The organism is Flavobacterium rhizosphaerae, from assembly GCF_046000445.1.
GTDB lineage: Bacteria > Bacteroidota > Bacteroidia > Flavobacteriales > Flavobacteriaceae > Flavobacterium > Flavobacterium rhizosphaerae.
This window is the reverse complement of sequence record NZ_JBELPZ010000006.1, coordinates 79,208-106,100: the sequence shown is the minus strand read 5'-3', so window position 1 is coordinate 106,100 and position 26,893 is coordinate 79,208. Positions and strand designations below refer to the sequence as shown.

The following is a 26,893-nucleotide window of genomic DNA, read 5'->3' as shown; positions in this document are numbered from 1 at the left end:
ATAAGCAGTAAGCAACAACTAACAACTTGCATAAATAATAATGAAAGTATATACAAAAACCGGAGATACAGGTACTACAGCCTTATTTGGCGGCACCCGTGTGCCCAAACACCATGTAAGGATTGAAAGCTATGGTACGGTTGATGAGCTTAACTCATATATTGGCCTTATACGTGATCAGCAGATTAGTTCGGATTATAAAGATGTGCTTATAAAAATTCAGGAAAAATTGTTTACCCTTGGCGCTGTTTTAGCCACGCCCCCGGAAAAAGCTACACTTAAAAACGGCAAGGACCGGCTTAATATCGCTAAAATATCGGATGGGGATATAGCAGTGTTAGAAAATGAGATTGATGCTATGGAAGCTCAATTAGAGCCGATGACTCATTTTGTATTGCCCGGCGGGCACACTACTGTGTCATATTGTCATATAGCCCGTTGTGTTTGCCGGCGCGCAGAGCGGCTTACGGTACAATTAAATGACATACAGGCGGTAGAGGAAACTGTTTTAGCCTATCTTAACCGCCTTTCTGACTATCTTTTTGTGCTGGCACGGAAGTTGACCAAAGATTTACAGGCTACAGAGATAAAATGGATGCCGGAGAAGCTGTAATTGTTTAGTAAGCATAAATGAGTGAATGGTTTAAAAAAGCTGTTTCTTACTGTGTTTTAGGCAAAAAAAGCTGCCCTGAAGAACGTTCTTAAATTTAAAGAATAAAATAAATAACTTTTTACTTGACAATTTGAGTAGAAAATTTATTTTTGCATAAATTTTAATAGTTTAACAAATGTATTGGACATTAGAACTGGCATCGTACCTTAGCGACGCTCCGTGGCCTGCTACAAAAGATGAGCTTATAGATTATGCTATAAGGACCGGAGCACCCCTTGAGGTAGTAGAAAATCTGCAATCTATTGAGGATGAAGGCGAAATATATGAATCGATGGAGGAAATATGGCCCGATTACCCAACGGATGAAGATTATCTGTGGAACGAGGATGAATACTAAGGAAAAAAATAAATAATCAGGTGAAAAGTCTCTTCAGGAGGCTTTTTTTTTGGTTAAATTTGCAGGGATGTTAGTATGAAAAGACGTAAATAATATATATAATAATGAGTTTATTAAACAGTATACTTAAAGCCTTTGTGGGTGATAAGTCACAAAAAGACATTAAGGGCCTTAAGCCCCTTGTGGATAAAATAAAAACCTACGAGGCGCAACTGGCCGGGCTTTCTCACGATGAGCTTAGGGAAAAAACAATATACTTTAAGGATGTAATCCGCAAGGCAAGGGCCGAAAAAGATGCTAAAATAGCATCATACCTTGAGGAAGTGGAGAAACTTGAAGATATTGATGCCCGCGAAGAAATTTACATTACTATAGACGCCCTTGAGAAAGAAGCATACGAACTTTCTGAAAAAGCGCTTAATGAAATTTTACCGGAAGCCTTTGCCGTTATAAAAGAAACAGCAAAACGATTTAAGGATAACACTTCTATCACAGTAAGCGCTTCGGATTTAGACAGGGAGCTGTCTGCTACAAAAAGCTATATTACTATAGAGGGAGATAACGCCGTTTGGGCAAATTCCTGGGATGCTGCGGGTAAAGAAATTACCTGGGATATGATTCATTATGATGTGCAGCTTATTGGTGGTATTGTACTGCACCAGGGTAAAATTGCCGAAATGCAGACGGGTGAGGGTAAAACCCTTGTGGCTACCCTGCCGCTGTACCTTAATGCCCTTACCGGTAATGGTGTGCACCTGGTAACCGTGAATGACTACCTTGCACGAAGGGATAGTACCTGGAAAGCACCGTTGTTTGAATTTCATGGCCTTACAGTAGACTGTATAGATAACCACCAGCCTAACAGCGATGGCCGCCGTAAAGCCTATGCTGCTGATATTACCTATGGTACCAATAACGAATTTGGTTTTGATTACCTTAGGGATAACATGGCGCACTCTCCTAAAGATTTAGTACAACGCAAGCATAATTTTGCTATTGTTGATGAGGTGGATTCAGTACTTATTGATGATGCCCGTACACCGCTTATTATTTCGGGTCCGGTACCACAGGGCGACCGCCATGAGTTTAATGAGCTTAAGCCAAAGGTAGATAACCTGGTAAACATGCAGCGTAATTTGCTTAACGGAGTGCTTGCCGAGGCCAAAAAATTAATACGCGAAGGTAAAACCAAAGAAGGTGGTTTCCTGTTATTAAGGGTGCACCGCGGTTTACCAAAAAGCAAGGCACTTATTAAATTTTTGAGTGAAGAAGGGGTAAAGCAGCTACTGCAAAAAACCGAAAACCAGTACATGCAGGATAATAACCGCGACATGCACAAGGTTGACGAAGCCCTTTATTTTGTAATTGAAGAAAAAAATAACCAGGTAGAACTTACCGACAATGGTATTAAATACCTGTCTCAGGATACTGATAACGACTTTTTTGTGCTGCCGGATATAGGTACCGAGATAGCTAATATTGAAAATAAAAACCTGGAAAAAGAGGCAGAAGCCGAAGAAAAGGAAAACCTGTTTAGAGATTTTTCTGTAAAGAGCGAGCGTATACATACCCTTACCCAGTTGCTTAAAGCATATACACTGTTTGAAAAAGACGTGGAATATGTTATAGAGAACAATAAAATTATGATAGTGGATGAGCAAACCGGACGTATTATGGACGGGCGCCGCTATTCTGACGGGTTACACCAGGCAATTGAGGCCAAAGAAAACGTAAAAATTGAAGCAGCTACCCAAACCTTTGCTACTGTTACACTGCAAAATTATTTTAGGATGTACAGCAAGCTTGCAGGTATGACGGGTACTGCCGTAACAGAAGCCGGTGAGTTTTGGGAAATTTATAAGCTTGATGTGGTAGAGATACCTACTAATAAGCCAATTTCACGCCAGGATAAAGAAGATTTGATATACAGGAGTGTACGTGAGAAATTTAATGCGGTAATAGATGATGTTACCCAGCTTTCTGCAGCCGGAAGGCCTGTGCTTATAGGTACCACATCGGTAGAGATTTCAGAATTATTAAGCCGTATGCTTAAAATGAAAAATGTGCCGCACAATGTACTGAACGCAAAATTGCATAAAAAAGAAGCAGAGATTGTTGCCGAAGCCGGTAAGCCGGGTGTGGTAACCATTGCCACCAACATGGCAGGCCGTGGTACCGATATTAAGCTTAGTCCTGAAGTTAAGGCTGCAGGCGGGCTTGCTATTGTGGGTACAGAACGCCATGACTCCCGCCGGGTAGACCGCCAGCTTAGAGGACGTGCAGGCCGCCAGGGAGATCCGGGAAGCTCTCAGTTTTATGTATCGCTGGAGGATAACCTGATGCGTTTATTCGGATCTGAGCGTGTAGCCAAAGTTATGGACCGTATGGGCCTTAAGGAAGGTGAGGTAATTCAACACTCTATGATGACAAAGTCTATAGAACGTGCGCAGAAAAAAGTAGAAGAGAACAACTTTGGTGTGCGTAAACGCCTGCTGGAGTATGATGATGTAATGAACATGCAACGTGAGGTAATATATAAAAGGAGAAGGCATGCCCTGCACGGCGAACGCCTTAAGGTAGATATTGCCAATATATTATATGATACTGCCGAACTTATTGTAGATGCTAATAAAGCAACTAATGATTTCAAGAATTTTGAGTTTGAACTTATCCGTACGTTTTCTATAAGCTCTCCGGTAACCCAGGTAGAGTTTGAAGAATCAAGGGAGAGGGAGCTTACCAATACCATATATAAAGAGCTTTTAGATATATACAGTAAAAAGAATGAGCGCAATGCGCAAGAGGCTTTTAAGGTTATTAAAAATGTATATGAAAACAATAACGGCCAGTATGAGCGTATTGTAGTACCGTTTACCGATGGGGTTAAAACCCTTAATGTAGTAACTAACCTTGAAAAGGCTTATGGTACCGAAGGGCAATCGCTTATAACAGACTTTGAGAAAAACATTACTCTTGCTATTGTTGATGAAGCCTGGAAAAAGCACCTTCGTAAAATGGATGAGCTTAAACAATCTGTTCAGCTTGCAGTGCACGAGCAGAAAGACCCGTTGCTGATTTATAAATTTGAGGCACTTAAGCTTTTCAGGAAAACTGTTGACGGCATTAACCGCGAGATAATATCATTCCTGTTTAAGGCAGACCTGCCGGTACAAAACCAGGCCGACATACAGGAGGCTAAGCAGCAACCAGCACAGCCACGTGAAAAATATACCGAGAGCAAAGGCGAAGTGCTTAATACCGATGAAATGGCATCTCAGGCACGCCAGGTAGCCCAAAATCAGGGCGGCGGTGGAAGGCCACAGGTAACTGAAACCATAGTGCGTGACGCACCAAAAATTAACCGTAACGATGTAGTTACCATCAAGCACGTGATGAGTGGTAAAACCGAAACCATGAAGTTTAAAAAAGCGGAAACTATGGTAGCTTCGGGTGAATGGGTTATTGTGAATGATTAATTTTAAGAATATACATAACTACCTATAAATAAAGGGCAGCCAAATGGCAGCCCTTTATTTATATTTCACACTACAGCGTTACTAAATGTACAAATTGTGAAAGAAAATTACATTTTTTTGGCTTCGTTCCAAAAAACATCCATTTCTGCCAGGGTCATATCCGCTAAAGATTTTCCCATTTCGGCAGCTTTGCTTTCAAGGTAGGTAAAACGCTTAATAAATTTTTTATTAGTGCGCTCAAGGGCATCTTCCGGGTTAATTTTCAGGAAACGGGCATAATTAATCAGCGAAAACAGTACATCGCCAAATTCACCCTCAATCTTTTCAGGGTCGCCGGTTTTAACCTCTTCATGAAATTCTGCAATTTCCTCCTGCACCTTTTCCCAAACCTGATTGGGTTCTTCCCAGTCAAAGCCCACACCCTTGGCTTTATCCTGTATCCTGCTGGCTTTTACAAGCGCGGGAAGGCTTTTGGGTACCCCTTCTAAAACAGATTTTTTACCCTCTTTTAATTTCAGTTTTTCCCAGTTTTGTTTTACTTCCTCCTCGTTTTCAACCGTTACACCACCATAAATATGAGGGTGGCGGTGTATCAGCTTTTCACAGATACTATTAGCGACATCGGCAATATCAAAGTCTTCGGTTTCACTACCTATTTTGGCATAAAATACTATGTGTAGCAATATATCGCCCAGTTCTTTTTTTACCTCCTGCAAATCATTATCCAGTATGGCATCGCCCAGTTCGTAGGTTTCTTCAATAGTAAGGTGGCGCAGGCTTTGCAGGGTCTGCTTTTTATCCCACGGGCATTTTTCGCGCAGGTCATCCATTATATCAAGCAGGCGGTTAAAGGCATCAAGTTGCTGTTGTCTGGTATTCATGTAGTATCAGGATTTTATGTAAAAATAAAAAATCCTGCCACTAAAATAGTAAGGGCAGGATTTTTATTATATAACTAAGACGATTATATTATTCTTCGGTTTTGGCTTCTGCAGCCTCGGTAACTTCCGGCGCTTCCGCTTCGGTTGCCGTTTCAGCAGGGGTCTCTTTACTTACAAGCCCTTTAGATTGCAGCAGGTTATACCAGTTTACTATTTTTTTTATGTCAGAAACATACACCCTGTCTTCATCATATTCTGGCAATACTTCACGGAAATACTCTTCCAGTTTGGCGTTGTCTTCTTTATGAGATATGGCCGGGCCGTTATCTTCTTTCTCTGCAATGGCCCTAAAAACCTCTGCAAGCCTTACCTCTTCATTATACGTATATACAGAAATCTCTGTAAGCAGGCTTACGTTATTTCTTAGGCCTACGGTAATTTTTTTACCATCAATAAGCGATTCTGCCACAAAACCGGTACGTGTCTGTACTTTTAGTTCGTATAATCCCGGCTTGCCAGATATCGCTAATATTTTTTCAATACTCATTGTTTCTCTTTTTTATTTTTCAAGGGGCACAAATATCTGATGTTTGCTTAAAAAAACAAAAATTATCTGCCTTTTTTGGCTATAAATTTCATTTTATAATCAGCCCTTACTTTGCCCTCCATTATATTTTCAAGCCTTTTTTTAATCAAACGCTTTTTAAGGGTTGATATTTTATCGGTAAATAAAATTCCCTCAATATGGTCATATTCATGTTGTATTACACGTGCTATAAGGCCGGAGTACTCTTCGGTATGATTCACAAAGTTTTCGTCATAATACTCAATAGTTATTTTTTCTTTGCGGTATACGTCTTCCCTCACATCGGGTATACTCAGGCAGCCTTCGTTAAAGCACCACTCTTCGCCTTCTTCTTTTGTAATAACAGCATTTATAAAAGCCTTTTTAAATCCGGAAAGTATATTGCGTTCTTCTTCGCTAAGGTCTTCATCATCTTCAAATGGCGAAGTATCTATAACAAAAAGCCGTATAGATAACCCAACCTGCGGTGCAGCCAGCCCAACGCCATTGGCGTTGTACATGGTTTCAAACATATCAGATATTATCTGTTTAAGGTTAGGGTAATCCTTTGGTATTTCACTTGCTTCTTTTCTAAGTACCGGATCTCCGTATCCAACTATCGGTAAAATCATAACTATAGTTTTACAGGGGGGTGCAGTCCCTTTTTTCAATTTGCAAAAATAGTAAATTAAAATGGATTTGCCCCCGGCTTTATAAGTGCTAAATATTTGTGAGAATTTTAGCCTGTGCTAACTATTAAAATGCGCAATTGCTACCTTTGCCGGTATAAGCTATGTTACAAAAATTAAAAGAATTTACAGACAGTGTTAATTTTACCCGTGCCGTTGTGGTAACGGTAGCTGCAGTATTGCCCGCTGTAGGGCTAAGCCTGTTGGGGTACAGTGATATAGCATTTACCGTAGCGCTTGGCGCGCTACTGGTATACCCTGCCGATATACCTAGTAACATGCCGCACCGCATACGCGGCCTGCTGGTGGCTGCTGTAATTGTTGCAGGCAGTACCCTTATGGTAAACCTGCTGTACGATTTTAAGTGGCTTTTTTACCCGTTAGTAACGCTGCTGGTATTTTTCCTCTCTATGCTTTCGGTATTTGGGCAGCGTGCCACCATGATATCTTTTAGCGGGCTTTTGGCTATAGCTCTTGGTACCGGGCATTTGCACAGTGGTGCCGAAATGTTTACCAATGCATTGCTAATGTTTGGGGGCGGCCTGTTTTATATGCTGCTTTCTGTTACGTTTAATATACTCAGCCCATATCGTTATACCGAATTACAGATAGCTGATTGTTTAAGGCTTACTTCTAAATACTTGAAGCTACGCGGCGATTTATGGACAGCATCGGCAAACCGTGACGAAATCACTAAAAAACAACTGGACCTGCAGGTAGAAATCAATACTATTCATGATAATCTCAGGGAAGTATTAATGCGCAACCGCTCTAATGCCGGGGGCTCTACGCGTAACCGCAGGATGCTGCTAGCATTTATATCGCTGGTTGAAATACTGGAGCTGGCACTATCAACTTCTTTTGACCATACCACGCTGCACCAGAAATTTGATGGCCATTCAGAAATTCTGAATACCTACCAAAACCTTGCCTATAATATGGCAGCCCGGCTCAAAAAAATGAGCAGGGATATTATTGTCAAGCGTAAACTAAACACAAAACACAGCCTTAAGGAAGATTTGGTATCCTTTCGTAACTCGGTTACACAATACGCTAAAGCAGCCAACAGTGCTGCTGAAAATGTATGGATGCTGATGAGTATGCAACACTATGCCGAAAACCAGATCAGGAAGATTGATATTATAGAGAAATCGTTTACCTATAAATTATCATTAAGGTATCTGGATAAAAATCGCTATAAAGAAGTGTACCGGTTTATAGAACCGGAATATTTTCCACTAAAAACCCTTTGGGATAACCTGAGTTTTTCATCGGCTATTTTTAGGCTATCGTTGCGCCTTGCCCTGTCTATTGCATTGGGGTTTGTAATAGGCGCGCTTATGCCGTTGCAAAATGTGTACTGGATATTGCTGACTATTGTGGTAATTATGCGCCCTGGTTATGGGCTTACCAAAAAACGATCGTACCACCGTATTGCGGGTACTATTTTGGGTGGTATTATAGCCTTTGCTTTTTTAAGTGTTTTTCACCAGCCTGTAATTATAGGCACGCTGGCTATAGTAGCCATGCTGCTGGGGTATACTTTTACGGCTATAAATTACAGGGTAGGGGCAACCTTTATTACTATTTATGTAATATTTTTATATAGTATGCTTACGCCGGATATTAATAAAGTAATACAATATCGCGTGCTGGATACGCTTGTTGGGGCGTTGCTTGCCTTTTTGGGTAACTATTTCTTTTGGCCATCGTGGGAGTTTATGAATGTGCCGGGCTTTATAAAGAAAGCAATAGAGGCTAACCAGGAATACTTAAAGCAGATAGCGCAGCAGTACAATAAAAAAGGAGCCGTAACAACCGAGTACAGGCTGGCGCGTAAAAATGCGTTTGTTTCCCTTGGTAACCTAATGTCCAGCTATCAGCGTATGTTGCAGGAACCTAAATCAAAACAAAAGCAGCAACACCATGTATATAAGCTGGCGGTACTTAACCACACCATGCTGTCTTCCCTCGCCTCAATGGGCACTTTTATACAAAACCATAAAACCTACGAAGCTTCACCTTTTTTTAATAAAACGGTAACCAAAATACTGGATAACTTACAGCAGGCTGTTACGCTGATCAGTATGGACGTACGGGCAGAAGCTGCGGTAAAAGGTCAGGATGATGAAGCAGCCCAACATTTTAACGAACTTAAAAATATACGGGCAAAGGAACTGGAAACAGTTGCAGATGAAAATGAAGATGAGTATAACCTGAAGATGGAAGAAGCCCACCTTATTACCGAGCAACTGGCATGGCTCAACAGCCTTTCAGAACGTATTGCAAAATCGGTTGCAAATTTAAAAATCTGATCGCTCTTTGCTATAGTTACAAACAATTATAGTTTTACTTCATCGACTTCATTATGTGATTTTACATGAAAAAATGGCTGTAATGATTTCAATATAATAATAGTTTAAATATAACCACGACAAAAAGTCATTAAAAATGACAAAAAGTCAGTTGTTTTTGTGCTGGTACAACAATTGTTTATTGTTAGTTATGAATAAACAAAATAAATTGTCAAACAAAAATAGTATAGCCATGAACTTAGTTAAAAGAAACAGCCCCGTATTTTTCCCATCAGTGGTAGATGAATTATTTAAAGACTGGGCAGGCGGAAGCCAGTTAGTAAACAAAACAGTACCACCTGTAAACATTAAAGAAACAGACGGACTTTTTGCCGTTGAGCTTATTGCTCCCGGTATGAAAAAAGAAGATTTCAACATTGAAATTGATAATGACCTGTTAACCATTTCTGCTGAAGTAAGCAATGAAAAGACTGACCAGCAGGAAGGTAAATTTACCCGCAGGGAGTTTGTACACAGCTCGTTTAAAAGAGCGTTTACGTTGCCAGAAACAATAAACGAAGAAGAAATTAATGCAGCATATCAGGATGGTGTGCTAAAAATTACACTCCCTAAAAAAGAAGAAGCTTTGCCAAAAGCTAAAAGGATGATAGAGATTTCATAATAATGATTGATTGGTTAGTTGGTTTTAAAAGCGTTTCCCGCCAGGGGAGCGCTTTTTTTGTTTAAGCTGCGCCCTAAAATATTTATATTTGCGTCATGCAGCTTTCGGTAATAATACTTAACTATAATGTACGCTGGTTTTTAGAGCAATGTGTACTTAGTGTACAGCAGGCGCTTAAAAATATTGATGGTGAAATTATTGTTGTAGATAATAACTCCCCGGATGATAGCTGTGCCATGATGAGGGCGCGCTTTCCGCACATTACTTTAATTGAAAATAAGGAGAATGCCGGTTTCCCAAAAGGTAATAATATAGGGGTGCAGCACGCCAGGGGCAAGTATCTTTGCATATTAAATCCCGATACTGTAGTAGCCGAAGATACTTTTGAAAAAATACTCAGCTTTATTGAAACTCTTAACAACCCAGGCATTGTGGGGGCAAAGTTAATAGATGGCAAAGGCAACTTTTTACCCGAAAGTAAAAGGGGGGTGCCCACACCATGGGTAGCGGTTACAAAAATAGCTGGGCTATACAAATTTTTTGGCAGGCAAAAAATGTTCAACCAATACTATGCCCAACACCTTACGCCTAATGAAACCGGCGTGGTAGATATACTGGTAGGGGCTTTTATGGTAATGGAGCGTAGCCTGTACCTTGAGGCAGGCGGTTTTGATGAAGACTGTTTTATGTACAGCGATGACATAGACCTGTCTTACACTATAGCCAAAATGGGCAGGCAAAACTGGTATTATCCGGAGACTTCTGTAATTCATTACAAAGGCGAAAGCACCGTAAAAGACAAAAAGTATATGGAGCGTTTCCGGGAGGCGATGCAGTTTTTTTATAAAAAACACTTTAAAGCCGCTCCTGTTTTTGACGTATTTATGCGGGCAGGAGCACTGTTTTTTTCTTTAGTAAAGAAAAACCAGAAGGGCCCGGTTTTTAATCCCAAAGTGTATATGCTGGTTTCAGAAAATACGGTACTTCTTTCAAAACTACAGCAAAAACTGGATAAAAAAGTTGTGCTGTGTGCACTTGCTGATATAGAAGATTACAAAGAAGGTACTGAATATATTTTTGACAATGAGTTTTACAGCTTTAAAAAAATTATAGACATCATGCAGCAGCATGCTCATAAAAACTGTACCTTTAAAATAAGGCCTGCCGGCAGCAGCTTTATTATTGGCAGCAACAGCAGTAACGACAGGGGGCAGGTAATAACATTTTAAAAATTTATATTTTTCTTAATACAGCAATTAGGCGGGTTGCTACGTGTTTTTTTAGTAAATTCGCAACCATAACAATAAATTTCAGCTTTACGTTATCAATATGGCAAAATTTGAACTTAAATTACCCAAAATGGGCGAGAGTGTTGCAGAGGCAACCATTACCAACTGGCTAAAAAGTGTAGGCGATACTGTTGATGCAGATGAGGCGGTGCTGGAAATAGCTACCGATAAAGTAGACTCTGAAGTAATTTCTGAAGTTTCGGGTACAATTACCGATATATTATTTAAAGAAAATGATGTAGTACAGGTAGGCCAAACCCTTGCATATATTGAAACGGATGCCACTGTTGCCACACAAGCTCCCGCAGCAGAGCATGAAGCACACCCTGATAATGATAATGTAGCACAGGCTGAAGCGGTAGAAGAACTTATGAGTAGCGCAAAAGCTGCCGTTAGTACTCCTCAGGATTTTTCGGTTTCAGATAAATTCTTTTCTCCACTGGTAAAAAATATCGCCAAAGAAGAAGGTGTTACCGTGGCAGAGCTGGAAACCATAAACGGAACCGGCAAAGATGGCCGCGTAACCAAAACAGATATACTTGATTATATAGGCAACCGCAAGCAAAACGGAGTACAAAAATCGGCTAAAGAAGTGTTTAGTGCACCGCAACCTGAAACAGTTAAACCGGTTTCGGTTAACGGGCAGGATGAAATTGTAGAAATGGACCGTATGCGCAAGCTGATATCGCACCATATGGTACAAAGCGTACAAACTTCGGTACACGTACAATCGTTTATAGAAGTTGATGTAACCAATATTGTAAAATGGCGCAATAAGGTTAAAAATGAGTTTGAAAAGCGCGAGGGAGAAAAATTAACCTTTACCCCAATATTTATGGAGGCTGTTGCCAAAGCGCTGAAAGATTTCCCAATGGTAAACATTAGCGTAGATGGCGACTATATTATTAAAAAGAAAAATATTAACCTGGGTATGGCAGCAGCCCTGCCTAATGGTAACCTTATAGTGCCGGTAATTAAAAATGCCGACCAGCTTAACCTGGTAGGTATGGCAAAGGTTGTAAATGATCTTGCCAACCGTGCGCGTAACGGCAAACTAAAACCCGATGATACACAGGGAGGTACTTATACCGTAACCAATATAGGCTCATTTGGCAGTGTTTTTGGCACACCTATTATAAACCAGCCGCAGGTAGGTATATTGGCACTGGGTGCCATACGCAAAGTACCTGCTGTTATAGAAACCCCGGAAGGCGATTTTATAGGCATCCGCCAAAAAATGTTCCTTACCCACAGTTATGACCACCGCGTGGTAGATGGCGCCCTTGGCGGGCAGTTTGTTAAACGCGTTGCCGAGTATCTGGAAGGATTTGATATAAACAGAGGATTCTAATATTTATAACATAATATAACCAGACAGGCCCCGCAATTGCGGGGCCTGTCTGGTTATATTAATGCCTGCTATTGCAGGTCTTTCAGTAACAGTAAAGAGCCTTCGGGCATTTCTTCTATATACATTTCATCGCCCATACGCCTCATGCTTTTTGTGTCTTTAAACTGGGTAAATATATCCGGGCGGCTAAAACGTCCCGGCCTTCCGCTACCGGTAATATCGGCTATGGCAGCGGCAAAAAATGGCTCGGTAGGTTCGCCCAAAACCCCCATGTTGTCTAAGTCTTCGTGCATCTCCATAGTTGGGGGGATGCCTTCAAAATAATCGCCATAACCATCATTATTTACCGTTTTAAGCACAATGGGCTGCATGGCATATTTATGGCTTCCGTTTACATTGCGGCGGGAAAAGTCAGGCGAATCATAAAGCGTAACAGACCCTACATTTTTACCCGTAGTAGTGCCGCCTATAACCACTACATCTATATAGGGCTTAAGGCAGTTAATAACCAGCTCACTGGCCGAGGCGGTAGATGAGGTGGTAAGTATATAAACACGGTTAAGGTTAAGGCTGTTTATAGGCTGGTTGTTTGAAAGCTTATCGGTAAAGCGGTTAATAAGCGATTGCGGATTTTCACTCTCATAATAGGCCTGCAGCTTACTGTTCCATTGCTGTTTGGCAAAAAGCTGCCCGTTAAACTGCCCGGTAATCATACTGCCAAGGTAAGTAGCCGTACGCACAGAGCCTCCAGAGTTATATCTTAGGTCCAGTACCAGTTCATTAACATTTTGCGAAGCCAGTTCGCCAAAGGCGGCATTAAGTTGGTTATCATAATTGCTATAAAAACCATTATACATCAGGTAGCCTATGGTGTGGCTGCCCCGGGTAACCACATTGGTTCGGTACACGGGGTCTTCGGCATATTGAGATTTTGTAAGCGTCACCTCCTGCCCGTTAGGGGTTATGGCACCACTGTTATAATCAGCAAGGTTAAGAGTATATGTTTCCTGCCCTAAAAGAGAGCTATAATTAGAATTGGTAAGTGTTGTACCGTTTACGGCATAAAATATATCGCCGCGTTGTACGCCTTTATCAGCCGCATCGGTATTAGGCATAACGTAGCGCACATAACCAAAAATAGGTAAATCAGGCGCCGGGTTGTCCGGGTCGGCAGGCGGGGTTACATATACCAGCCCCAAATCGGCCCCGTTACTCGTAGATACGCCCTGTAACAAATTTTCCAATACTGTAAAGTCAGAGAACAACACGCTCCAGCGGTCTACCGTGCCAGGCTGATATAACAGGCTATGAAAAAGCGCTTCGGGGTTTGGGTAAGACTCCAAAAAACTATTCAGCTCACCCTGGTTCGCAAAACGGTCATCTGCAAGGTTAGGCACTTCCTGCTGCCACAGGTAATACAGGTTTAGCCCTTTCCATATAAAATCATTTACAGGTACGGCAGTATCGTCCATATCTTCGCACCCCTGCCATACAAAACTACCCGTAATAAGCAGCAATAGCGATATCCATATCTTTTTCATTAAGCAAATCTTTTAGATTAAAAACGTAAATTTAATTATTTTAATATTATTTGTAACAAAAAAACAGGCTAATCGTCTACACTGTATAACCAAGAAACAAACAAGGATTGGCATGAATCAATCGGAGTTTATAAAAGTAATAGCTCCTTTTAAGGACAGGGTGTTCCGGCTCGCAAAAAGGCTTCTGGTAAGTACAGAAGAAGCTGAAGATGCTACGCAGGAGGTTTTGGTGAAATTATGGAACAATAAAAGTAAGCTTGAAAGTTATAAAAGCGTTGAAGCACTTGCTATGACCATTACTAAAAACTACTGCCTGGACCAGCTAAAGTCCAAACGTGCTACAGAAATGCGTATTGTGCACTCTAATTATACCGATGGCCAGGCCGGGCTGCAACAACAGGCAGAAGACCGCGACAGCTGGGAGTGGGCCGAAAAGCTGATGCAGCATTTGCCGGAGCAGCAGCGGCTGATATTGCAAATGCGAGATGTAGAACAATATGAATATGATGAAATTGCCAAAATAATGGATATGAATGAGACCGCTGTAAGAGTGGCTTTATCACGGGCAAGGAAAACGATACGGGAAGAATTGATAAAAAAGCACAGCTATGGAATTAAGAGAAACTGAAAAATTGCTTGAAAGGTATTTTAATGCTGAAACAACTATTACCGAAGAAAAGCAACTGAAACAATATTTTACTTCTCCGGGCGTGGCGCCGCATCTGGAGCAGTACCGCCCAATGTTTGGGTATTTTGAACATGCATCTCAACTAAAGTTTGAAAAAACCGTACCACTAAAAACCAAAAAGCCAAAGGCAGTGTGGTTATCGGTTGCTGCAAGCGTAGTGATGTTGCTGGGTATAGTTACCTGGTTTAATTATCAGGATAATAGTAATGAACTGGGTACGTATGATGATCCCGAAGTAGCCTTCAGGGAAACTCAGAAAGCCCTTAACATGCTTTCACAAAATGTAAATGTGGGTGTGGCAAGCATGACGTATATTGAAAAGTATGAAAAATCTAAAGAAAAAATTTTTAAAGAGTAACAAATAAAATATAAAAAAAGATGATACGATTAATAGTAACCACCGTTTTAGCCCTTGTATCTTTTGCAGGCTTTTCTCAAACCGCTTTTGATAAGTTTGAAGACCGTGAGGGTATGGAAACCCTTGTTGTTAACAAAGAAATGTTTGAAATTTTAGGCAGTATAGATACTGATATTGCCGGTAAAGACTCTAAGGAGTATGTAAACATGATTAAGGATTTTGACAAGCTTAAAGTTTTTACCACCAAAGATGTAAAACTGGCAGGCGAACTAAAAAGTACTGCAGCTGCGTACCTCAAAAGCAATAAGCTGGAAGAGTTAATGACATTTAATAAAGAAGGTACAAAAGTAAAAATATATGCAAAACAGGGTAATGACCCTGCGCTGATAAAAGAATGCTTTATATTTGTTGAAGGTACTAAGGATAATCAGGTAGTGGTATGCTCATTTACCGGAAACATTAATCTTAATGACTTTGAAAAACTGAAAAAAAAATAAAATGAATAAAATAGTTATTGCCTTATTATTTGTAATGATGCCTTCGGCATTTTTTGCCCAGTCTTCGGTATTTGATAAGTTTGATGGGCGCGAACAGGTTACTACTGTAGTGGTTACCAAAAAAATGTTCGAGCTTATTGGTAAAATCGAGATGGATTCTAAAGATAAGGAGGCACAACAATATCTTGACCTTGTTAAAAAACTGAGTAACCTTAAGGTTTTTTCAACATCTAACAGCAAAATTGCCGCAGAGATGAAAGGCACAGTAGACGGTTACCTCAAAAGTACTGCGCTGGATGAATTAATGCGCATATCCGAAGGGGGGAGCAGTATTAAAATATATGTAAAATCGGGCGCTACGGCAAACCAGGTTAAAGAGCTGCTTATGTTTATAGAAGGCGGGGGCGGCAATAAAGATACCGTAATCATGTCGCTTACAGGTAATTTTGATCTTAATGATTTATCGGTACTTACTGATAAGATGGACCTGCCCGGTGGCGAAGCGCTTAAAAAGGCCTCTAAAAAATAATAAGTATGAAACAGACCGTTTTTATAGTGCTGTTTGCCCTGTTAGTTGTTTCATGCAACAGTGAGCCTACCCTGCAAAAATATTATGTGGAACACTCTCATAAAAAAGGCTTTATGGCATTAGATATAGCGCCTTCTTTTATAAAAACCGATAGTTTATCACTTTCCGAAAAAGAAAAAGAAGCTTTAAATTCGCTCCATAAATTTAATATACTCATGTTTAAGGCAGACAGCACTAATCAGGGTGAATATACTGCAGAGCGCGACAGCGTGAAAGCGCTTTTAAAGAAAGACCATTATGATGAACTGATCAAATTCAATTCAGGCGGCAATGGGGTTTCGGTTAATACGCTTACTGAAGGTGAGGATATAGAAGAGTTTGTAATATTTGCCCATAATAAAAACAAAGGATTTGGTATAATACGTGTATTGGGCAATAACATGACACCCGATAATATACTAACCATAGTATCGCTAATACAAAAAGGGGGTATGGATATGGAGGAGTTTAAACCACTACAGCAATTGGTAGTGCCCGCTAAATTATAATCAGGTTTAATTTTTAGGATTTTATCCCCGAAGAATGCTTTTTCCGGGGATTTTTTTATTCAGCCTGTAGTGCAAAATGGCCTCCATAAGGTTACTATACCGTTTATAGTATATTATTAAATGCGTTTTTGGCTAACTTGCTCATAATTAATGTTTTTTTTCTCGAAATAAAATGTACCTTTGCGGCTTCAAAAAAACGAAGATGGCTGCTATTAGAAACATTGCAATTATTGCCCACGTTGACCACGGAAAGACTACCCTGGTTGATAAAATTATGTACCATTGCCAACTGTTCCGCGAAAATGAGAACACCGGCGACCTGATACTGGATAATAACGACCTTGAACGTGAAAGGGGAATTACAATTACCTCTAAAAACGTATCGGTTACTTATAAAGGTACTAAGATTAATATTATTGATACCCCTGGTCACGCCGATTTTGGTGGCGAGGTAGAGCGTGTATTAAACATGGCCGATGGCGTATTACTGCTTGTGGATGCTTTTGAAGGCCCAATGCCACAAACACGTTTTGTGCTTCAAAAAGCTATAGACCTTGGTCTTAAGCCTTGCGTGGTTATCAATAAGGTTGATAAAGAAAACTGTACTCCGGAAGAAGTACATGAAAAAGTGTTTGACCTGATGTTTGAGCTTGGCGCAGAAGAATGGCAGCTTGATTTCCCTACCGTATACGGTTCGGCCAAGCAAAACTGGATGAGCGATGACTGGAAAAATAAAACTGAAAATATAGAGCCGCTTTTAGATATGGTACTGGAGCACGTTCCTGCACCAAAAGTATCTGAAGGTACGCCACAAATGCTTATTACATCATTAGACTTTAGCAGCTTTACCGGGCGTATTGCCATAGGCCGCCTGCAAAGGGGCATACTTAAAGAAGGTATGAATATAAGCCTTGTTAAGCGCGATGGTAAAATAAGCAAATCAAAAATAAAGGAATTACACACTTTTGAAGGCCTTGGCCGCTTAAAAGTAAGTGAGGTTGTTGCCGGCGATATATGTGCCATTGTGGGCCTTGAAGGTTTTGAAATTGGCGATACGGTTGCCGATTTTGAAAATCCTGAAGCGCTTACCTCTATTGCTATTGATGAGCCTACCATGAGTATGCTTTTCACTATTAACGATTCTCCTTTCTTTGGTAAAGAAGGTAAATTTGTTACCTCACGCCACATTAAAGACAGATTGTCTAAAGAACTTGAAAAAAACCTTGCACTGCGTGTTGCAGATACTGACAGTGCCGATAAATTTATGGTATTTGGCCGAGGTGTACTACACTTATCGGTACTTATAGAAACGATGAGGCGCGAAGGTTATGAGCTGCAGATAGGCCAGCCACAGGTTATCATAAAAGAGGTAGATGGCGTTAAATGCGAGCCTATTGAAGAGCTTACTATTGACTTGCCGGAAAACCTTAGCGGACGTGCAGTTGAGTTTGTAACCCTGCGTAAAGGCGAGATGCTTAGCATGGAACCTAAAGGTGAAAGGATGATTGTAAAATTCCTTATCCCTTCTCGTGGTATTATAGGCCTGCGTAACCAGCTACTTACTGCAACAGCAGGTGAAGCTATTATGGCACACCGTTTCTTGGAGTATCAGCCATACAGGGGCGAAATACCGGGACGTTTGAGCGGTTCGCTTATTTCTATGGAAAATGGTAAGGCTATCCCTTACTCTATTGATAAACTTCAGGACAGGGGCAAGTTTTTTGTTGACCCTAACGAAGATATTTATGAAGGACAGGTTATTGGAGAAAACAGCCGTGGTGATGATATGACGGTTAACGTAACCAAAACCAAAAAACTTTCAAACGTACGTTCATCAGGTGCAGATGATAAAGCAAGGATTATCCCCGCGGTTAAATTCTCCCTGGAAGAAGCGTTGGAATACATACAGAAAGATGAGTATGTTGAGGTAACGCCTAAGAGCCTGCGCCTGCGTAAAATCTATCTTACAGAAAATGACCGTAAGCGTTTTAAAATAGCTTAAAACACGCTACATAATAATAAAAAAAGCCACACAAGTGTATCTTGCTGTGGCTTTTTTATTTTATAAAATTCTGATTCGATAATTTTAAATAGTTACCGTACCATACTAAAATGTCCCCTTACTGTTCTTCCGTCTTCCAGTTCTATTAAATACCAGTAATCGGTAGAGGGCATGGGCCTGCCGTTGTATGTGCCGTCCCAGCCAATACTTTGCGGTTTTATTTTAGTAATAAGTTTACCGTAACGGTCAAAAATATACACTTTACTATTATAGTTTCCGGGGCCATTAATACCAATAACATTCCAGTAATCGTGCTGCCCATCGGCATTGGGGGTAAAATAGTTAGGTATTCCAAGCACTGCTACCTGTTTTTTTACAATACCGCAACCGTTAGTATCATATACATATACGGTGTGTATGCCTGGCGAAACATTTTCAAAATAATTACCTGCCTGCCATGGGCCATCAGGTTCATCAATACTGTACATATATACGGTATCTACATTACTGGCAGGAGAGGCCAGCACTGTAATGGTGTTATTATCAGTCAGGTCATGTACCAATATATCATTAATTACAGCTACATCACCCGGCAATACAGTTATTGTTTTTTGTTTTTGGCAAAGCGTACTATGGGAAGTATCAGTTATCAATACAGTATACGTACCGGGTTGGTTTACTATAATGGTTTTTGTTATTGACCCGTTAGACCATAAATAGGTAAAATTGGCGCCAGCAACACCGGCATCTAAGACAATATAATCTCCGGTGTTTACACACACAATAGCTGTTTCATCATACGGAACATCAGGCAGCGGATGTACAATCAGCTTAATTTGCTGTATGGCGGTACAATCGTTATTGGTTTCAATACGGGCATATACATCCTCCTCATTTTCCTGTACATTGGTATAAGTATCTCCTACTGCATTCTGTTCTAACAGGGCATCAGTTACATTGGTATAATATGTTACGGTAGTTCCGGCAGACTCCAGCCCTAAATCGGTAAGGGTAAATTCAGCCAGGCCGTCTTCGGTGCCATCATCATCACACCGCTCCATGGTAAGCACATTGGGCGTAACGGTATTTACCTGTAACACAAGCGGCATAACCCTGTAGCAGCCTGTTAAAGTGTTACTTACCCGCGCATACACCGTTTCGGGGTTGGTAGTATTAGTGTAGGCTCCGGTTAATGCGCTTATTTCATTTTCAGCATCATCTGTTTCGGTAAAATAACTCACTGTTAAATCGGCATCGCCATTGGTAAAATAGTTATCTGCTTCCGTTAAATTAAACTGTGTTATGCCATCGGCATTAAATTCGGTATCACACTGTATGAGGGCAGCATTTTGTATATCAACAGGCAGCGGGTTTACAATAAGCGTAACAGGTTCTATACTAAAACAGTTTGTAAACGTATTATTGGTAATATGTGCATAAATAACCTGGCTGTTGACCACCGTATTGTAAAATTGCTGGGGCAGGGGCGTGGTCTCACTTTGCGCATTGGACTGTGAGGCATAATATACTACAGTATAATCCGGTGCATCATCGCCCAATAATGCAATGGTGGCTTCCTCAAGGTCAAAAATTACCTGACCGTTAGTATCATCCCCGTCTGCATCCTCATCACAGGTAGCAAATTCAGTAACCAGTAACTCGGGAGCCTGCAAAGCATTGATAGTGAAACTCGTTACAGCATAGCAATCTGTATTACCTTTATTCTGTACACGCGCATATATAGTTTGCGGGTTGTTTGTATTAGAATATAATATAGCATTTAATACTTGCGAGTTTGTATCGGCATCTGCCTGAGAAGCAAAATAGCGTACTGTAAAATCTGCATCGCTTTGTGTCCCTAAAACCTCGGCATCATTGTCAGAAAGGCTGAATGTAGTTATGCCGTCATTATCTGGATCGCATTCTGTAAGGTCCGGGGCGGTGTTGGCTACAGGCACCACGTATATAGTAACTTCCTTTTCTATAACAATAGTATCATCATCTTTTATTATGGTAGCCGTAACAGTATATATACCGCTGCCGGCATATTGATGTTCAGGTTCAATATCAGTAGATGTTGGGCTGCCATCCCCAAAATCCCACGTAATGGAATCAAAGCTACCCATTGTATTTATTTTAAATTGGGTAGTATTTCCAAAACACATATTGCTAACAACAATATTTCCTGAAAACAGCGAAGTAATAAACGGTGGCAGGCCAAACACACTCCGTGTGCCTGCCGGCAGGGGTATAGCATTATTAATAAAATTACAGGCAGAACCGTCTTCTTCCGGGCTATTGATGACATATAACGAAACGGCTCCATTAATAGCTCCATAAATTTTTCCGTTTGGGCCAAGTTGTAACGCAGTCCCGGTAACATCGCCTATTAACTGGTCTGAAGCAGGGATATTGCTGCTTAACAGGTCATATTGGTGCAGCCCCCCATAGCCATTAAGCATTTCAAAGCTCGCATACAGTTTTTTTGACTGTGCGGAAAACTCAATGCCATAGGGTTTAGAATTGTTTTTTATGAGTAAAGGGTTGGCTAAAGTACCGGTATTGTTATCAAAATCGTATAAATATACCACACCATTATCGGCAGTTCCCCCTGTCTGGGTTCCTAACTGGTTATGTACTATAGCCAGGTAATCGCCATCTGGCGAGGATTTTATGCACCCAATGCCATTACGCCTGTAACCGCTTGTAGGTACAACCGGTGCAAGTTGTGTAGTAACGGGTGTAGTGTTTACGCCATTTTCATTTACAAAAAAGGCATAAAAGGTATCTATAAAATGGGTAACTACCCAAAAGCCGTTATTCTGGCTTTTTACTGCAGTTATTTTTTCTGAGCATTTATATTTAGCCTGGTCAATGTCATCGGGATCATAAGTGAGCAGATGAATGTTTTTGTCTGTAATATCTCCAATACTTCCGTTAGCTCCGGTTATTGAAAGGTCTACTACCGAATAATTCAAACCATTATTCAATCCATCGTCAGCGTCAGGTATAAATTGTTCTATAATTTGTTCGCCGTTTGATTCTAAATAAGAGCCGGTATATTGAGCGGGATATACCGAGGCATTGGTATGGTGTGGCTCATCTACTGTAAAAATATAATAGATATCCGGACTTCCCTTTTTAGGAACTATAATAGCCGAATTGGTACTGGAGGGGTCGCCCAAAAGGCCTGTGCCGCCAAAATAATCAGCATTAGGCATTATTATGTGGTTACGGTCCCAAACGGTACGCCCATCAGTATAAAATAATAAATTCCCTTCTTCATCCGATATTGAACTGCATCCTTCGTTAGTTACCATTTGCCCGCCCGGAAGAGGTTCTACAGATCCGTCATCAAGAAAATGTATTCCTGCATTTTTACCGAAAAACCAATTATTGGCTTCCTTTTGTGCAATAGCCGGGGCGGTAATTATAAGAAAGAGGAGTAATAGTTTTTTCATTTTAATATTTTAATTTGGGCATTTATCGTATTAGCGAGAAGTGCCCTTTCATATTTTGACCACTTCCAAACTCCAGCGTAAACCAGTAATCGCTTGCGGGCAGTTTATGCCCATTATAGCTGCCGTCCCATCCTTTGCTGTTGGATGCAAGTTGTTTTAATAATTTTCCGTAGCGGTCGAAAATATAAATACGAGCTTCGGGATGGCCATTTAGGCCGTTTATATTCCAATAGTCTTCAAAACCATCTTCATTTGGAGAGAAATAAGGCGGATAATCAATCACCTGTATATTGGTTAAAATTACTGCGTCACAGTCTCCTGCAGTATCCCTTATATATATGTTTTGTATTGTAAGGGGTACGTCTGTAAACACATTGCTGTTTTGCCAAGGGCCTTCGGGCGAAAGGCTGTACTGGTATTGTCCATAGCCTTCTACCAATACAGTAAGTGTTTTAGTATCTGAAAGCTCATTGCCTACAATATAGCCCGATGCAATGGGGCTGGCAGGGCCGCCCAAGTTTACCGTCACAGGCGCAATAGGCACCGAAACACAGCCATTTGGGCTTGTTGCGGTAACCGTGTATTCTCCCGGCTCGGTAGCAGTATAAGCAGGCCCATTTGCATTAACAATTACTACCCCATCATGATACCAGTTAAATGTATAATTATTTTCAAGTCCGCTATCCAGTAATACAGGGCGGTATACTTCGCCTGTATTATAATCTATACACAGTGTGCCACCTGTAAGTTGCGGCTCTGGCAGTGGCTCTACCAGCAGCTCAAAGCTGGTGAAGTCGGCACAGCCGCTTACCGTGGTGGTATTGATGATACGTACCCAGATGGTCATGCCATACGGGGTGCTGTTCACATACGCTGTAGGGTCGGCTATGGCATTGGTGCCTGCCTGGGCATCTTCAAAACTTTCATAATACGTTACCTGGTGGATGGCTGCATCCTGGCTGCCCAGTACCTCGGGGGCCACTACCGTAAGGTCAAAGCCGGGGCTGTAGTAGCCGTCGTTCTCCCCATCGGTATCACAGGTTTGTTGCAGCTGCCCGTCTACTATAGGGTTGGCTATCGCCTGTGGTTCTACCAGCAGGGTCAGCGGGGCAGTGGCCTCACAGCCGGTTTCGTTGTTTACTACTTTTACATCAATGGTCTGGCTGTTGGCCACTACATTGGTATAGGTATAGGGTACCGGCATGCTGTTATAGCTGAAGGTAATGGTATACTCCGAAGGGTCTTCCCCTATCAGGATCTCATCATAATGTGCCGTTAAGTCAAAGGTGGCAAAGCCGTCGGTGTCCGGCTCGCAGATCGCATAGGGTTCAATAACCCCTTCATCGCCCAGTGCCGGAAGCGGGTTCACTACCAGCTCCAGGGCTACTACCTGGTAGCATACCGGGTCGTTAGGGTTGCCGGTGTTGGCAGCTACACGTACCCATACTGTGGCGGTACCGCTTACATGGTTGGCCGGGTCGGGTATCGGGTTGTCACCCGTGGCGGCATCTTCCTCACTGGTGTAGTAGGTGATTATAACACTGTTATCGTTGTTGCGGATGTCATCCTCTGCCTCTGTAAGGTCAAAGGGTTCCACGCCGTCGCCATTGCCGTTGTCATCACACTGTACCAGCGCATCCGGGGTGGTATCGGGTACCGGCAGCGGCAGCACTTTAATGGTAAGGGTCGTATAGCTTTTGCAGCCCTCAGGGGTGGTAACCACCACCTGCAGTGTTTTGGGGTTGCCCTGCGGCGGGGCCGGGTTGGTATAGGCCTCAGGGGTGGCTATCGGGTTGTCGTTATCCCGGTCGGCAAGGCTTTCATAGTAGGTCACTGTGTCGCCCTGGCCTACACCCCATACTCCAAGGATCTCTTCATCTTTAACGGTAAGGTTAAACTCCGTCTGCCCGTCATTAGGCAATGCTTCGTTGCACAGCACCAAAGGTGTGGGGGTGACCACAGCCACAGGGGCATTCAGGTGCAGCGTAAAGCTGGTCAGGCTGTAGCACTCCGTATCAGGGTCTTCCACGCGGATCCATATCATCTGCCCGTCACTGCCGTAGTAGTGCTGCGGGGTGGTGATCCTCGGGGCGCCGGCATCGGCATTTTCCTCACTGGTAAAGTAGTGTATTGTCAGGCTGCCTGCCTCAAGGCCTAGGGCCTCATAAATGCTTTCCTCCTGCACGGTAAGGTCAAAATAGGCCTGCCCGTCCTGCCCGTTGTTGTCTGTATCGTCACACTGGGTCAGGTCGTCCACATCGGGGGCCTGCGGGGCAGGTTCCACAATAAGGGTTAACTGGTAGGTCCTAAAGCATCCTGTAATTGTATCGGTAACCCGTACATAAATAAACTGTAGGTACGGATCTACATTTTGAAAGTTTTGTATGTTACTAATTGGGTTAACATCATTTTCGGCATCCTCATGGGTGTCATAAAACTGTAATAGCAGATTTTCACCGTTGTTTACCATATCTTCTATCAGCGCCTCAAGGTCAAACACCCCAATGCCCATACCGTTGGTATCGCAGGTGGTTAAATCTTCCTGGGTAGGCGGTACGATTACCGGTAGTGGCTCTACACGCACATCCAGCAGTACGATACGGTAGCAGCCCGTTTCATTGTCGGTAACCCTTACAAAAAGGGTTTCTACCGTAGTGGTATTGGTGTAGGCCTCAGGGGTGGCAATGGCATTGGTGTTGCCCTCGGCTTCCTGGTAGGTATCGTGGAAGGTTACTGTTACCCCATCGGCTCCGCCGGTGATCTCGTCTATCTTAGTGGTCAGGTCAAATACTTCCTGCTCATCGCCCGGGTTGTCCTCATCGCAAAGGCTGTAAGGTACCGGGTTGCTCACTACCGGCAGCGGGTTCACAATCAGTTCCAGCGCCACTACATCATAACAGCCTGTGGCGTTTTCGGTAACACGGATGTATACCGTAGCCGTAGGGCTAAGGTAGGCACCCGGGGTGGTAATGGGCGATATGCCGTTTTCGGCATTCGTCTCATCATCATAATAGCTTACACTGTACAGCGAAGTGTCTAAGCCGCCCAGTACTTCTTCCGCTACGGTGCCAAGGTCAAAAATGGCCTGGCCGTCGGTATCGTCCTGCCCGTTGTCACACAGGGCATAATCAGCAGGCGTTACCGCCTCTGGTACCGGGTTGACAATCAGCTGAAGCTCGGTTACGCTAAAACATTCGTTATAATTTGCACTAACCCTTATATATAGCACCTGTCCGTTTGCCACAATATTACTATAAGCGATGGTATTTGTAATAGTGTTGGCATTGTGAACGGCATCTTCTGCGGTTTCATGTATGGTAACAGTAACATCGTTTATGTCCTGAGCCAGTTGGCTTAATACAGCCTGCAGGTTAAATACTGCGAAGCCATCGTTATTAAAATCGCACTCCTGCAAAGGTTGCAGTAGAGGGGCCACCGGCGTGGGCAACACATGCAGTTGTATTTGAGTGTATGCGCTACAGCCCGTTACCATATTTACTGCCCGTATAAATAGTTGCTGTGGGTTAGAGGTATTGGCAAAACCTGAGGGATTATCAATAAACGGTGTACCCAAAACAGCAGCATCAGCAGTGGTATGGTAGGTGTATATAATATTTTGCTGGTTACCGGTAAACATTGCCTCATGAGCGGTAAGGTCAAAAACAGTTGAGAGGTCGTCAACATTATCTTCGTCACATTTATAAAGATCCAGGTCAATATTTTGAGGGTTGTTGAATTGAGGTACCGGATTTACATTTATGGTAAAGCTTTTAATATCATACCCCAGGCAACCATTGGTTTTTTCCAGCCTTGCCCAAATGGTTTCGGGTGTGTAGGCCACCTGATTCTGGTACATAAGTGGCAGGGGGGCGGTTGTGGCTGTTATGGCTTCCTGTTCTGAAGCATAATAGCTTACGGCACATTCGGTATTTCCATTTTTTATAAGGTCATTATTAAGTTCCAGATTAAAACTGAAAAATCCATCCTGATTAGTATCACATTCTGTAAAATTTTGAGGTTCCCCGGCCTGTATTTGCGGAGTAAGCTGTATGGCGAGTGTTTCTGTACTATAACAATTGGTAATAGGGTTGGTAATCCTCATGTAAATGGTCTGAGGATCTGATGTGTTATGATATGCTGCAGGGTTATCTATAGGGTTTTCACCGGTTATCATATCATTATTGCTGTTGTGGTAGGTTATTGCCACATCGGTTTGCGGGCCAATAAACATTTCCTCATACACGGTAAGGTCAAAAGCCGTGCTAAAATCATTAACATCATCATTATCGCATTGCTCAATAACCAGGGGAATGTTATCAGGGTTTAAAAACTGGGGTACTTCGTGAAATGTAGCGGTACCCGACCAGATAAGCGAAAAATTACTGGCACCATGCGGGCGGTCTACAATCAGGTAATATACTTCGTCATCCTGAACGGTAATCCAGTTTACATAGGAGTTTCCATCAGGCCCGGGGCCTTCAGAAACATCTGTAGCCGTTGCGTTCATACCTGTAGTGTTGTAATCCAGCTCTGCCTGGTTTGGGTTTGTAGTAGAACATCTTATGGCCGTGCCAAGGTCTCCACAGGAAACATCAGGCCCAAACAGCCAGAAATCAAAATCTACACCCAGGTCGTCAATATTTTCAGGAATGATGTCAAAACCAAGCGTACCCCCATCTTTAATAACTACTTTTAGCCATAGGGTATTGTTTTCTCCACTGGCACAGGCATTGTCTGAATTTATTTCCAAAATGCTGCCTATGCCTGTTGCGTCCAGCCCATAATAATCGCTGTTGCCGCATACGTATAATGCTTCCGGGCAATCATTTTGGGCATACGTTTGCACGCATATAAAGAAAAACAGCCATAATAAATATGCAGGTGTATTTTTCACAACATAGCAATAGTTAAACTTTTTATAAAAATAAAAATTTTTGCACTACTGTTACGTTGTTTTCTTTAAATTATGAGATTAATTTTGTGAATATTAGTGGTATAGTGAAATTATTTAAAGTCATACAAATAACTATGG

General features: G+C 41.9%; 19 protein-coding genes. 13 read left to right on the top strand and 6 right to left on the bottom strand.

The window, feature by feature from the left end:
• The first annotated feature begins 40 nt into the window (after positions 1-40).
• The 3 genes from ABS766_RS07890 (at position 41) to secA (ending at position 4,486) form a co-directional block, all read left to right on the top strand.
• The gene (locus ABS766_RS07890; RefSeq protein WP_408084587.1) at positions 41-613 is read left to right on the top strand and encodes a cob(I)yrinic acid a,c-diamide adenosyltransferase; all 573 of its coding nucleotides are present in this window, start codon (positions 41-43) and stop codon (positions 611-613) included.
• Positions 614-788: 175 nt separating this feature from the next.
• A complete protein-coding gene (locus ABS766_RS07885) occupies positions 789-1,010 on the top strand; it encodes a DUF2795 domain-containing protein (RefSeq protein ID WP_002986941.1) in 222 nt (73 codons plus the stop codon).
• A gap of 104 nt (positions 1,011-1,114) precedes the next feature.
• Positions 1,115-4,486 (top strand): preprotein translocase subunit SecA, encoded by a 3,372-nt coding sequence (secA, locus tag ABS766_RS07880; protein ID WP_408084586.1) that lies wholly within the window; start codon positions 1,115-1,117, stop codon positions 4,484-4,486.
• 107 nt (positions 4,487-4,593) lie between these two features.
• Here secA and mazG read toward each other — a convergent pair whose 3' ends face one another.
• From mazG to def, 3 genes are all read right to left on the bottom strand, one after another.
• A complete protein-coding gene (mazG, locus tag ABS766_RS07875) occupies positions 4,594-5,367 on the bottom strand; it encodes a nucleoside triphosphate pyrophosphohydrolase (protein WP_408084585.1) in 774 nt (257 codons plus the stop codon).
• A gap of 88 nt (positions 5,368-5,455) precedes the next feature.
• Positions 5,456-5,914, bottom strand: a complete 459-nt coding sequence (locus tag ABS766_RS07870) for a DUF5606 family protein (RefSeq protein ID WP_408084584.1) — start codon at positions 5,912-5,914, stop codon at positions 5,456-5,458.
• Positions 5,915-5,976: 62 nt separating this feature from the next.
• Positions 5,977-6,564, bottom strand: a complete 588-nt coding sequence (def, locus tag ABS766_RS07865; protein ID WP_408084583.1) for a peptide deformylase — start codon at positions 6,562-6,564, stop codon at positions 5,977-5,979.
• 161 nt (positions 6,565-6,725) lie between these two features.
• Here def and ABS766_RS07860 point away from each other — a divergent pair, with 161 nt between their 5' ends.
• The 4 genes from ABS766_RS07860 to ABS766_RS07845 all read left to right on the top strand — a co-directional run bounded on the left by ABS766_RS07860 (position 6,726) and on the right by ABS766_RS07845 (position 12,237).
• Positions 6,726-8,936 (top strand): FUSC family protein, encoded by a 2,211-nt coding sequence (locus ABS766_RS07860; protein ID WP_408084582.1) that lies wholly within the window; start codon positions 6,726-6,728, stop codon positions 8,934-8,936.
• A gap of 232 nt (positions 8,937-9,168) precedes the next feature.
• Positions 9,169-9,597, top strand: coding sequence for an Hsp20/alpha crystallin family protein (locus tag ABS766_RS07855; RefSeq protein ID WP_408084581.1), 429 nt, complete (start codon positions 9,169-9,171; stop codon positions 9,595-9,597).
• A 95-nt stretch (positions 9,598-9,692) separates the two neighbouring features.
• Positions 9,693-10,826: a glycosyltransferase family 2 protein gene (locus ABS766_RS07850; RefSeq protein ID WP_408084580.1), complete on the top strand. Its 1,134-nt coding sequence runs from the start codon at positions 9,693-9,695 to the stop codon at positions 10,824-10,826.
• Positions 10,827-10,926: 100 nt separating this feature from the next.
• Positions 10,927-12,237, top strand: a complete 1,311-nt coding sequence (locus ABS766_RS07845; protein WP_408084579.1) for a dihydrolipoamide acetyltransferase family protein — start codon at positions 10,927-10,929, stop codon at positions 12,235-12,237.
• 68 nt (positions 12,238-12,305) lie between these two features.
• Here ABS766_RS07845 and ABS766_RS07840 read toward each other — a convergent pair whose 3' ends face one another.
• A complete protein-coding gene (locus tag ABS766_RS07840; protein WP_408084578.1) occupies positions 12,306-13,778 on the bottom strand; it encodes a S41 family peptidase in 1,473 nt (490 codons plus the stop codon).
• A 112-nt stretch (positions 13,779-13,890) separates the two neighbouring features.
• Here ABS766_RS07840 and ABS766_RS07835 point away from each other — a divergent pair, with 112 nt between their 5' ends.
• From ABS766_RS07835 to typA, 6 genes are all read left to right on the top strand, one after another.
• Positions 13,891-14,406 carry an RNA polymerase sigma factor gene (locus tag ABS766_RS07835; protein ID WP_408084577.1) on the top strand — a complete coding sequence of 172 codons (516 nt, stop codon included), beginning with the start codon at positions 13,891-13,893 and terminating at the stop codon, positions 14,404-14,406.
• Complete coding sequence (locus ABS766_RS07830) at positions 14,387-14,824, top strand: hypothetical protein (RefSeq protein WP_408084576.1); 438 nt, start codon at positions 14,387-14,389, stop codon at positions 14,822-14,824. Before ABS766_RS07835 ends, ABS766_RS07830 begins: the two co-directional genes overlap by 20 nt.
• Before the next feature lie 20 nt (positions 14,825-14,844).
• Entirely contained in the window at positions 14,845-15,321 is a 477-nt protein-coding gene (locus ABS766_RS07825) for a DUF4252 domain-containing protein (protein WP_408084575.1), read from the top strand.
• A gap of 1 nt (position 15,322) precedes the next feature.
• Positions 15,323-15,850, top strand: a complete 528-nt coding sequence (locus tag ABS766_RS07820; protein ID WP_408084574.1) for a DUF4252 domain-containing protein — start codon at positions 15,323-15,325, stop codon at positions 15,848-15,850.
• 5 nt (positions 15,851-15,855) lie between these two features.
• Positions 15,856-16,398 (top strand): DUF4252 domain-containing protein, encoded by a 543-nt coding sequence (locus tag ABS766_RS07815; RefSeq protein ID WP_408084573.1) that lies wholly within the window; start codon positions 15,856-15,858, stop codon positions 16,396-16,398.
• A gap of 202 nt (positions 16,399-16,600) precedes the next feature.
• Complete coding sequence (gene typA, locus ABS766_RS07810; protein ID WP_408084572.1) at positions 16,601-18,400, top strand: translational GTPase TypA; 1,800 nt, start codon at positions 16,601-16,603, stop codon at positions 18,398-18,400.
• A gap of 92 nt (positions 18,401-18,492) precedes the next feature.
• On the opposite strand, the gene ABS766_RS07805 is transcribed toward typA, so the two are convergent.
• Together ABS766_RS07805 and ABS766_RS07800 are read right to left on the bottom strand one after the other, a co-directional pair.
• Complete coding sequence (locus tag ABS766_RS07805) at positions 18,493-21,861, bottom strand: T9SS type B sorting domain-containing protein (protein WP_408084571.1); 3,369 nt, start codon at positions 21,859-21,861, stop codon at positions 18,493-18,495.
• 22 nt (positions 21,862-21,883) lie between these two features.
• Positions 21,884-26,755 (bottom strand): T9SS type B sorting domain-containing protein, encoded by a 4,872-nt coding sequence (locus ABS766_RS07800; RefSeq protein WP_408084570.1) that lies wholly within the window; start codon positions 26,753-26,755, stop codon positions 21,884-21,886.
• Between the last annotated feature and the right edge of the window lie 138 nt (positions 26,756-26,893).

Coding starts and splice junctions, on each gene's coding strand:
- ABS766_RS07890 (WP_408084587.1), top strand. CDS start 41: ATGAAAGTATATACAAAAACCGGAGATACAGGTACTACAGCCTTATTT.
- ABS766_RS07885 (WP_002986941.1), top strand. CDS start 789: ATGTATTGGACATTAGAACTGGCATCGTACCTTAGCGACGCTCCGTGG.
- secA (WP_408084586.1), top strand. CDS start 1,115: ATGAGTTTATTAAACAGTATACTTAAAGCCTTTGTGGGTGATAAGTCA.
- mazG (WP_408084585.1), bottom strand. CDS start 5,367: ATGAATACCAGACAACAGCAACTTGATGCCTTTAACCGCCTGCTTGAT.
- ABS766_RS07870 (WP_408084584.1), bottom strand. CDS start 5,914: ATGAGTATTGAAAAAATATTAGCGATATCTGGCAAGCCGGGATTATAC.
- def (WP_408084583.1), bottom strand. CDS start 6,564: ATGATTTTACCGATAGTTGGATACGGAGATCCGGTACTTAGAAAAGAA.
- ABS766_RS07860 (WP_408084582.1), top strand. CDS start 6,726: ATGTTACAAAAATTAAAAGAATTTACAGACAGTGTTAATTTTACCCGT.
- ABS766_RS07855 (WP_408084581.1), top strand. CDS start 9,169: ATGAACTTAGTTAAAAGAAACAGCCCCGTATTTTTCCCATCAGTGGTA.
- ABS766_RS07850 (WP_408084580.1), top strand. CDS start 9,693: ATGCAGCTTTCGGTAATAATACTTAACTATAATGTACGCTGGTTTTTA.
- ABS766_RS07845 (WP_408084579.1), top strand. CDS start 10,927: ATGGCAAAATTTGAACTTAAATTACCCAAAATGGGCGAGAGTGTTGCA.
- ABS766_RS07840 (WP_408084578.1), bottom strand. CDS start 13,778: ATGAAAAAGATATGGATATCGCTATTGCTGCTTATTACGGGTAGTTTT.
- ABS766_RS07835 (WP_408084577.1), top strand. CDS start 13,891: ATGAATCAATCGGAGTTTATAAAAGTAATAGCTCCTTTTAAGGACAGG.
- ABS766_RS07830 (WP_408084576.1), top strand. CDS start 14,387: ATGGAATTAAGAGAAACTGAAAAATTGCTTGAAAGGTATTTTAATGCT.
- ABS766_RS07825 (WP_408084575.1), top strand. CDS start 14,845: ATGATACGATTAATAGTAACCACCGTTTTAGCCCTTGTATCTTTTGCA.
- ABS766_RS07820 (WP_408084574.1), top strand. CDS start 15,323: ATGAATAAAATAGTTATTGCCTTATTATTTGTAATGATGCCTTCGGCA.
- ABS766_RS07815 (WP_408084573.1), top strand. CDS start 15,856: ATGAAACAGACCGTTTTTATAGTGCTGTTTGCCCTGTTAGTTGTTTCA.
- typA (WP_408084572.1), top strand. CDS start 16,601: ATGGCTGCTATTAGAAACATTGCAATTATTGCCCACGTTGACCACGGA.
- ABS766_RS07805 (WP_408084571.1), bottom strand. CDS start 21,861: ATGAAAAAACTATTACTCCTCTTTCTTATAATTACCGCCCCGGCTATT.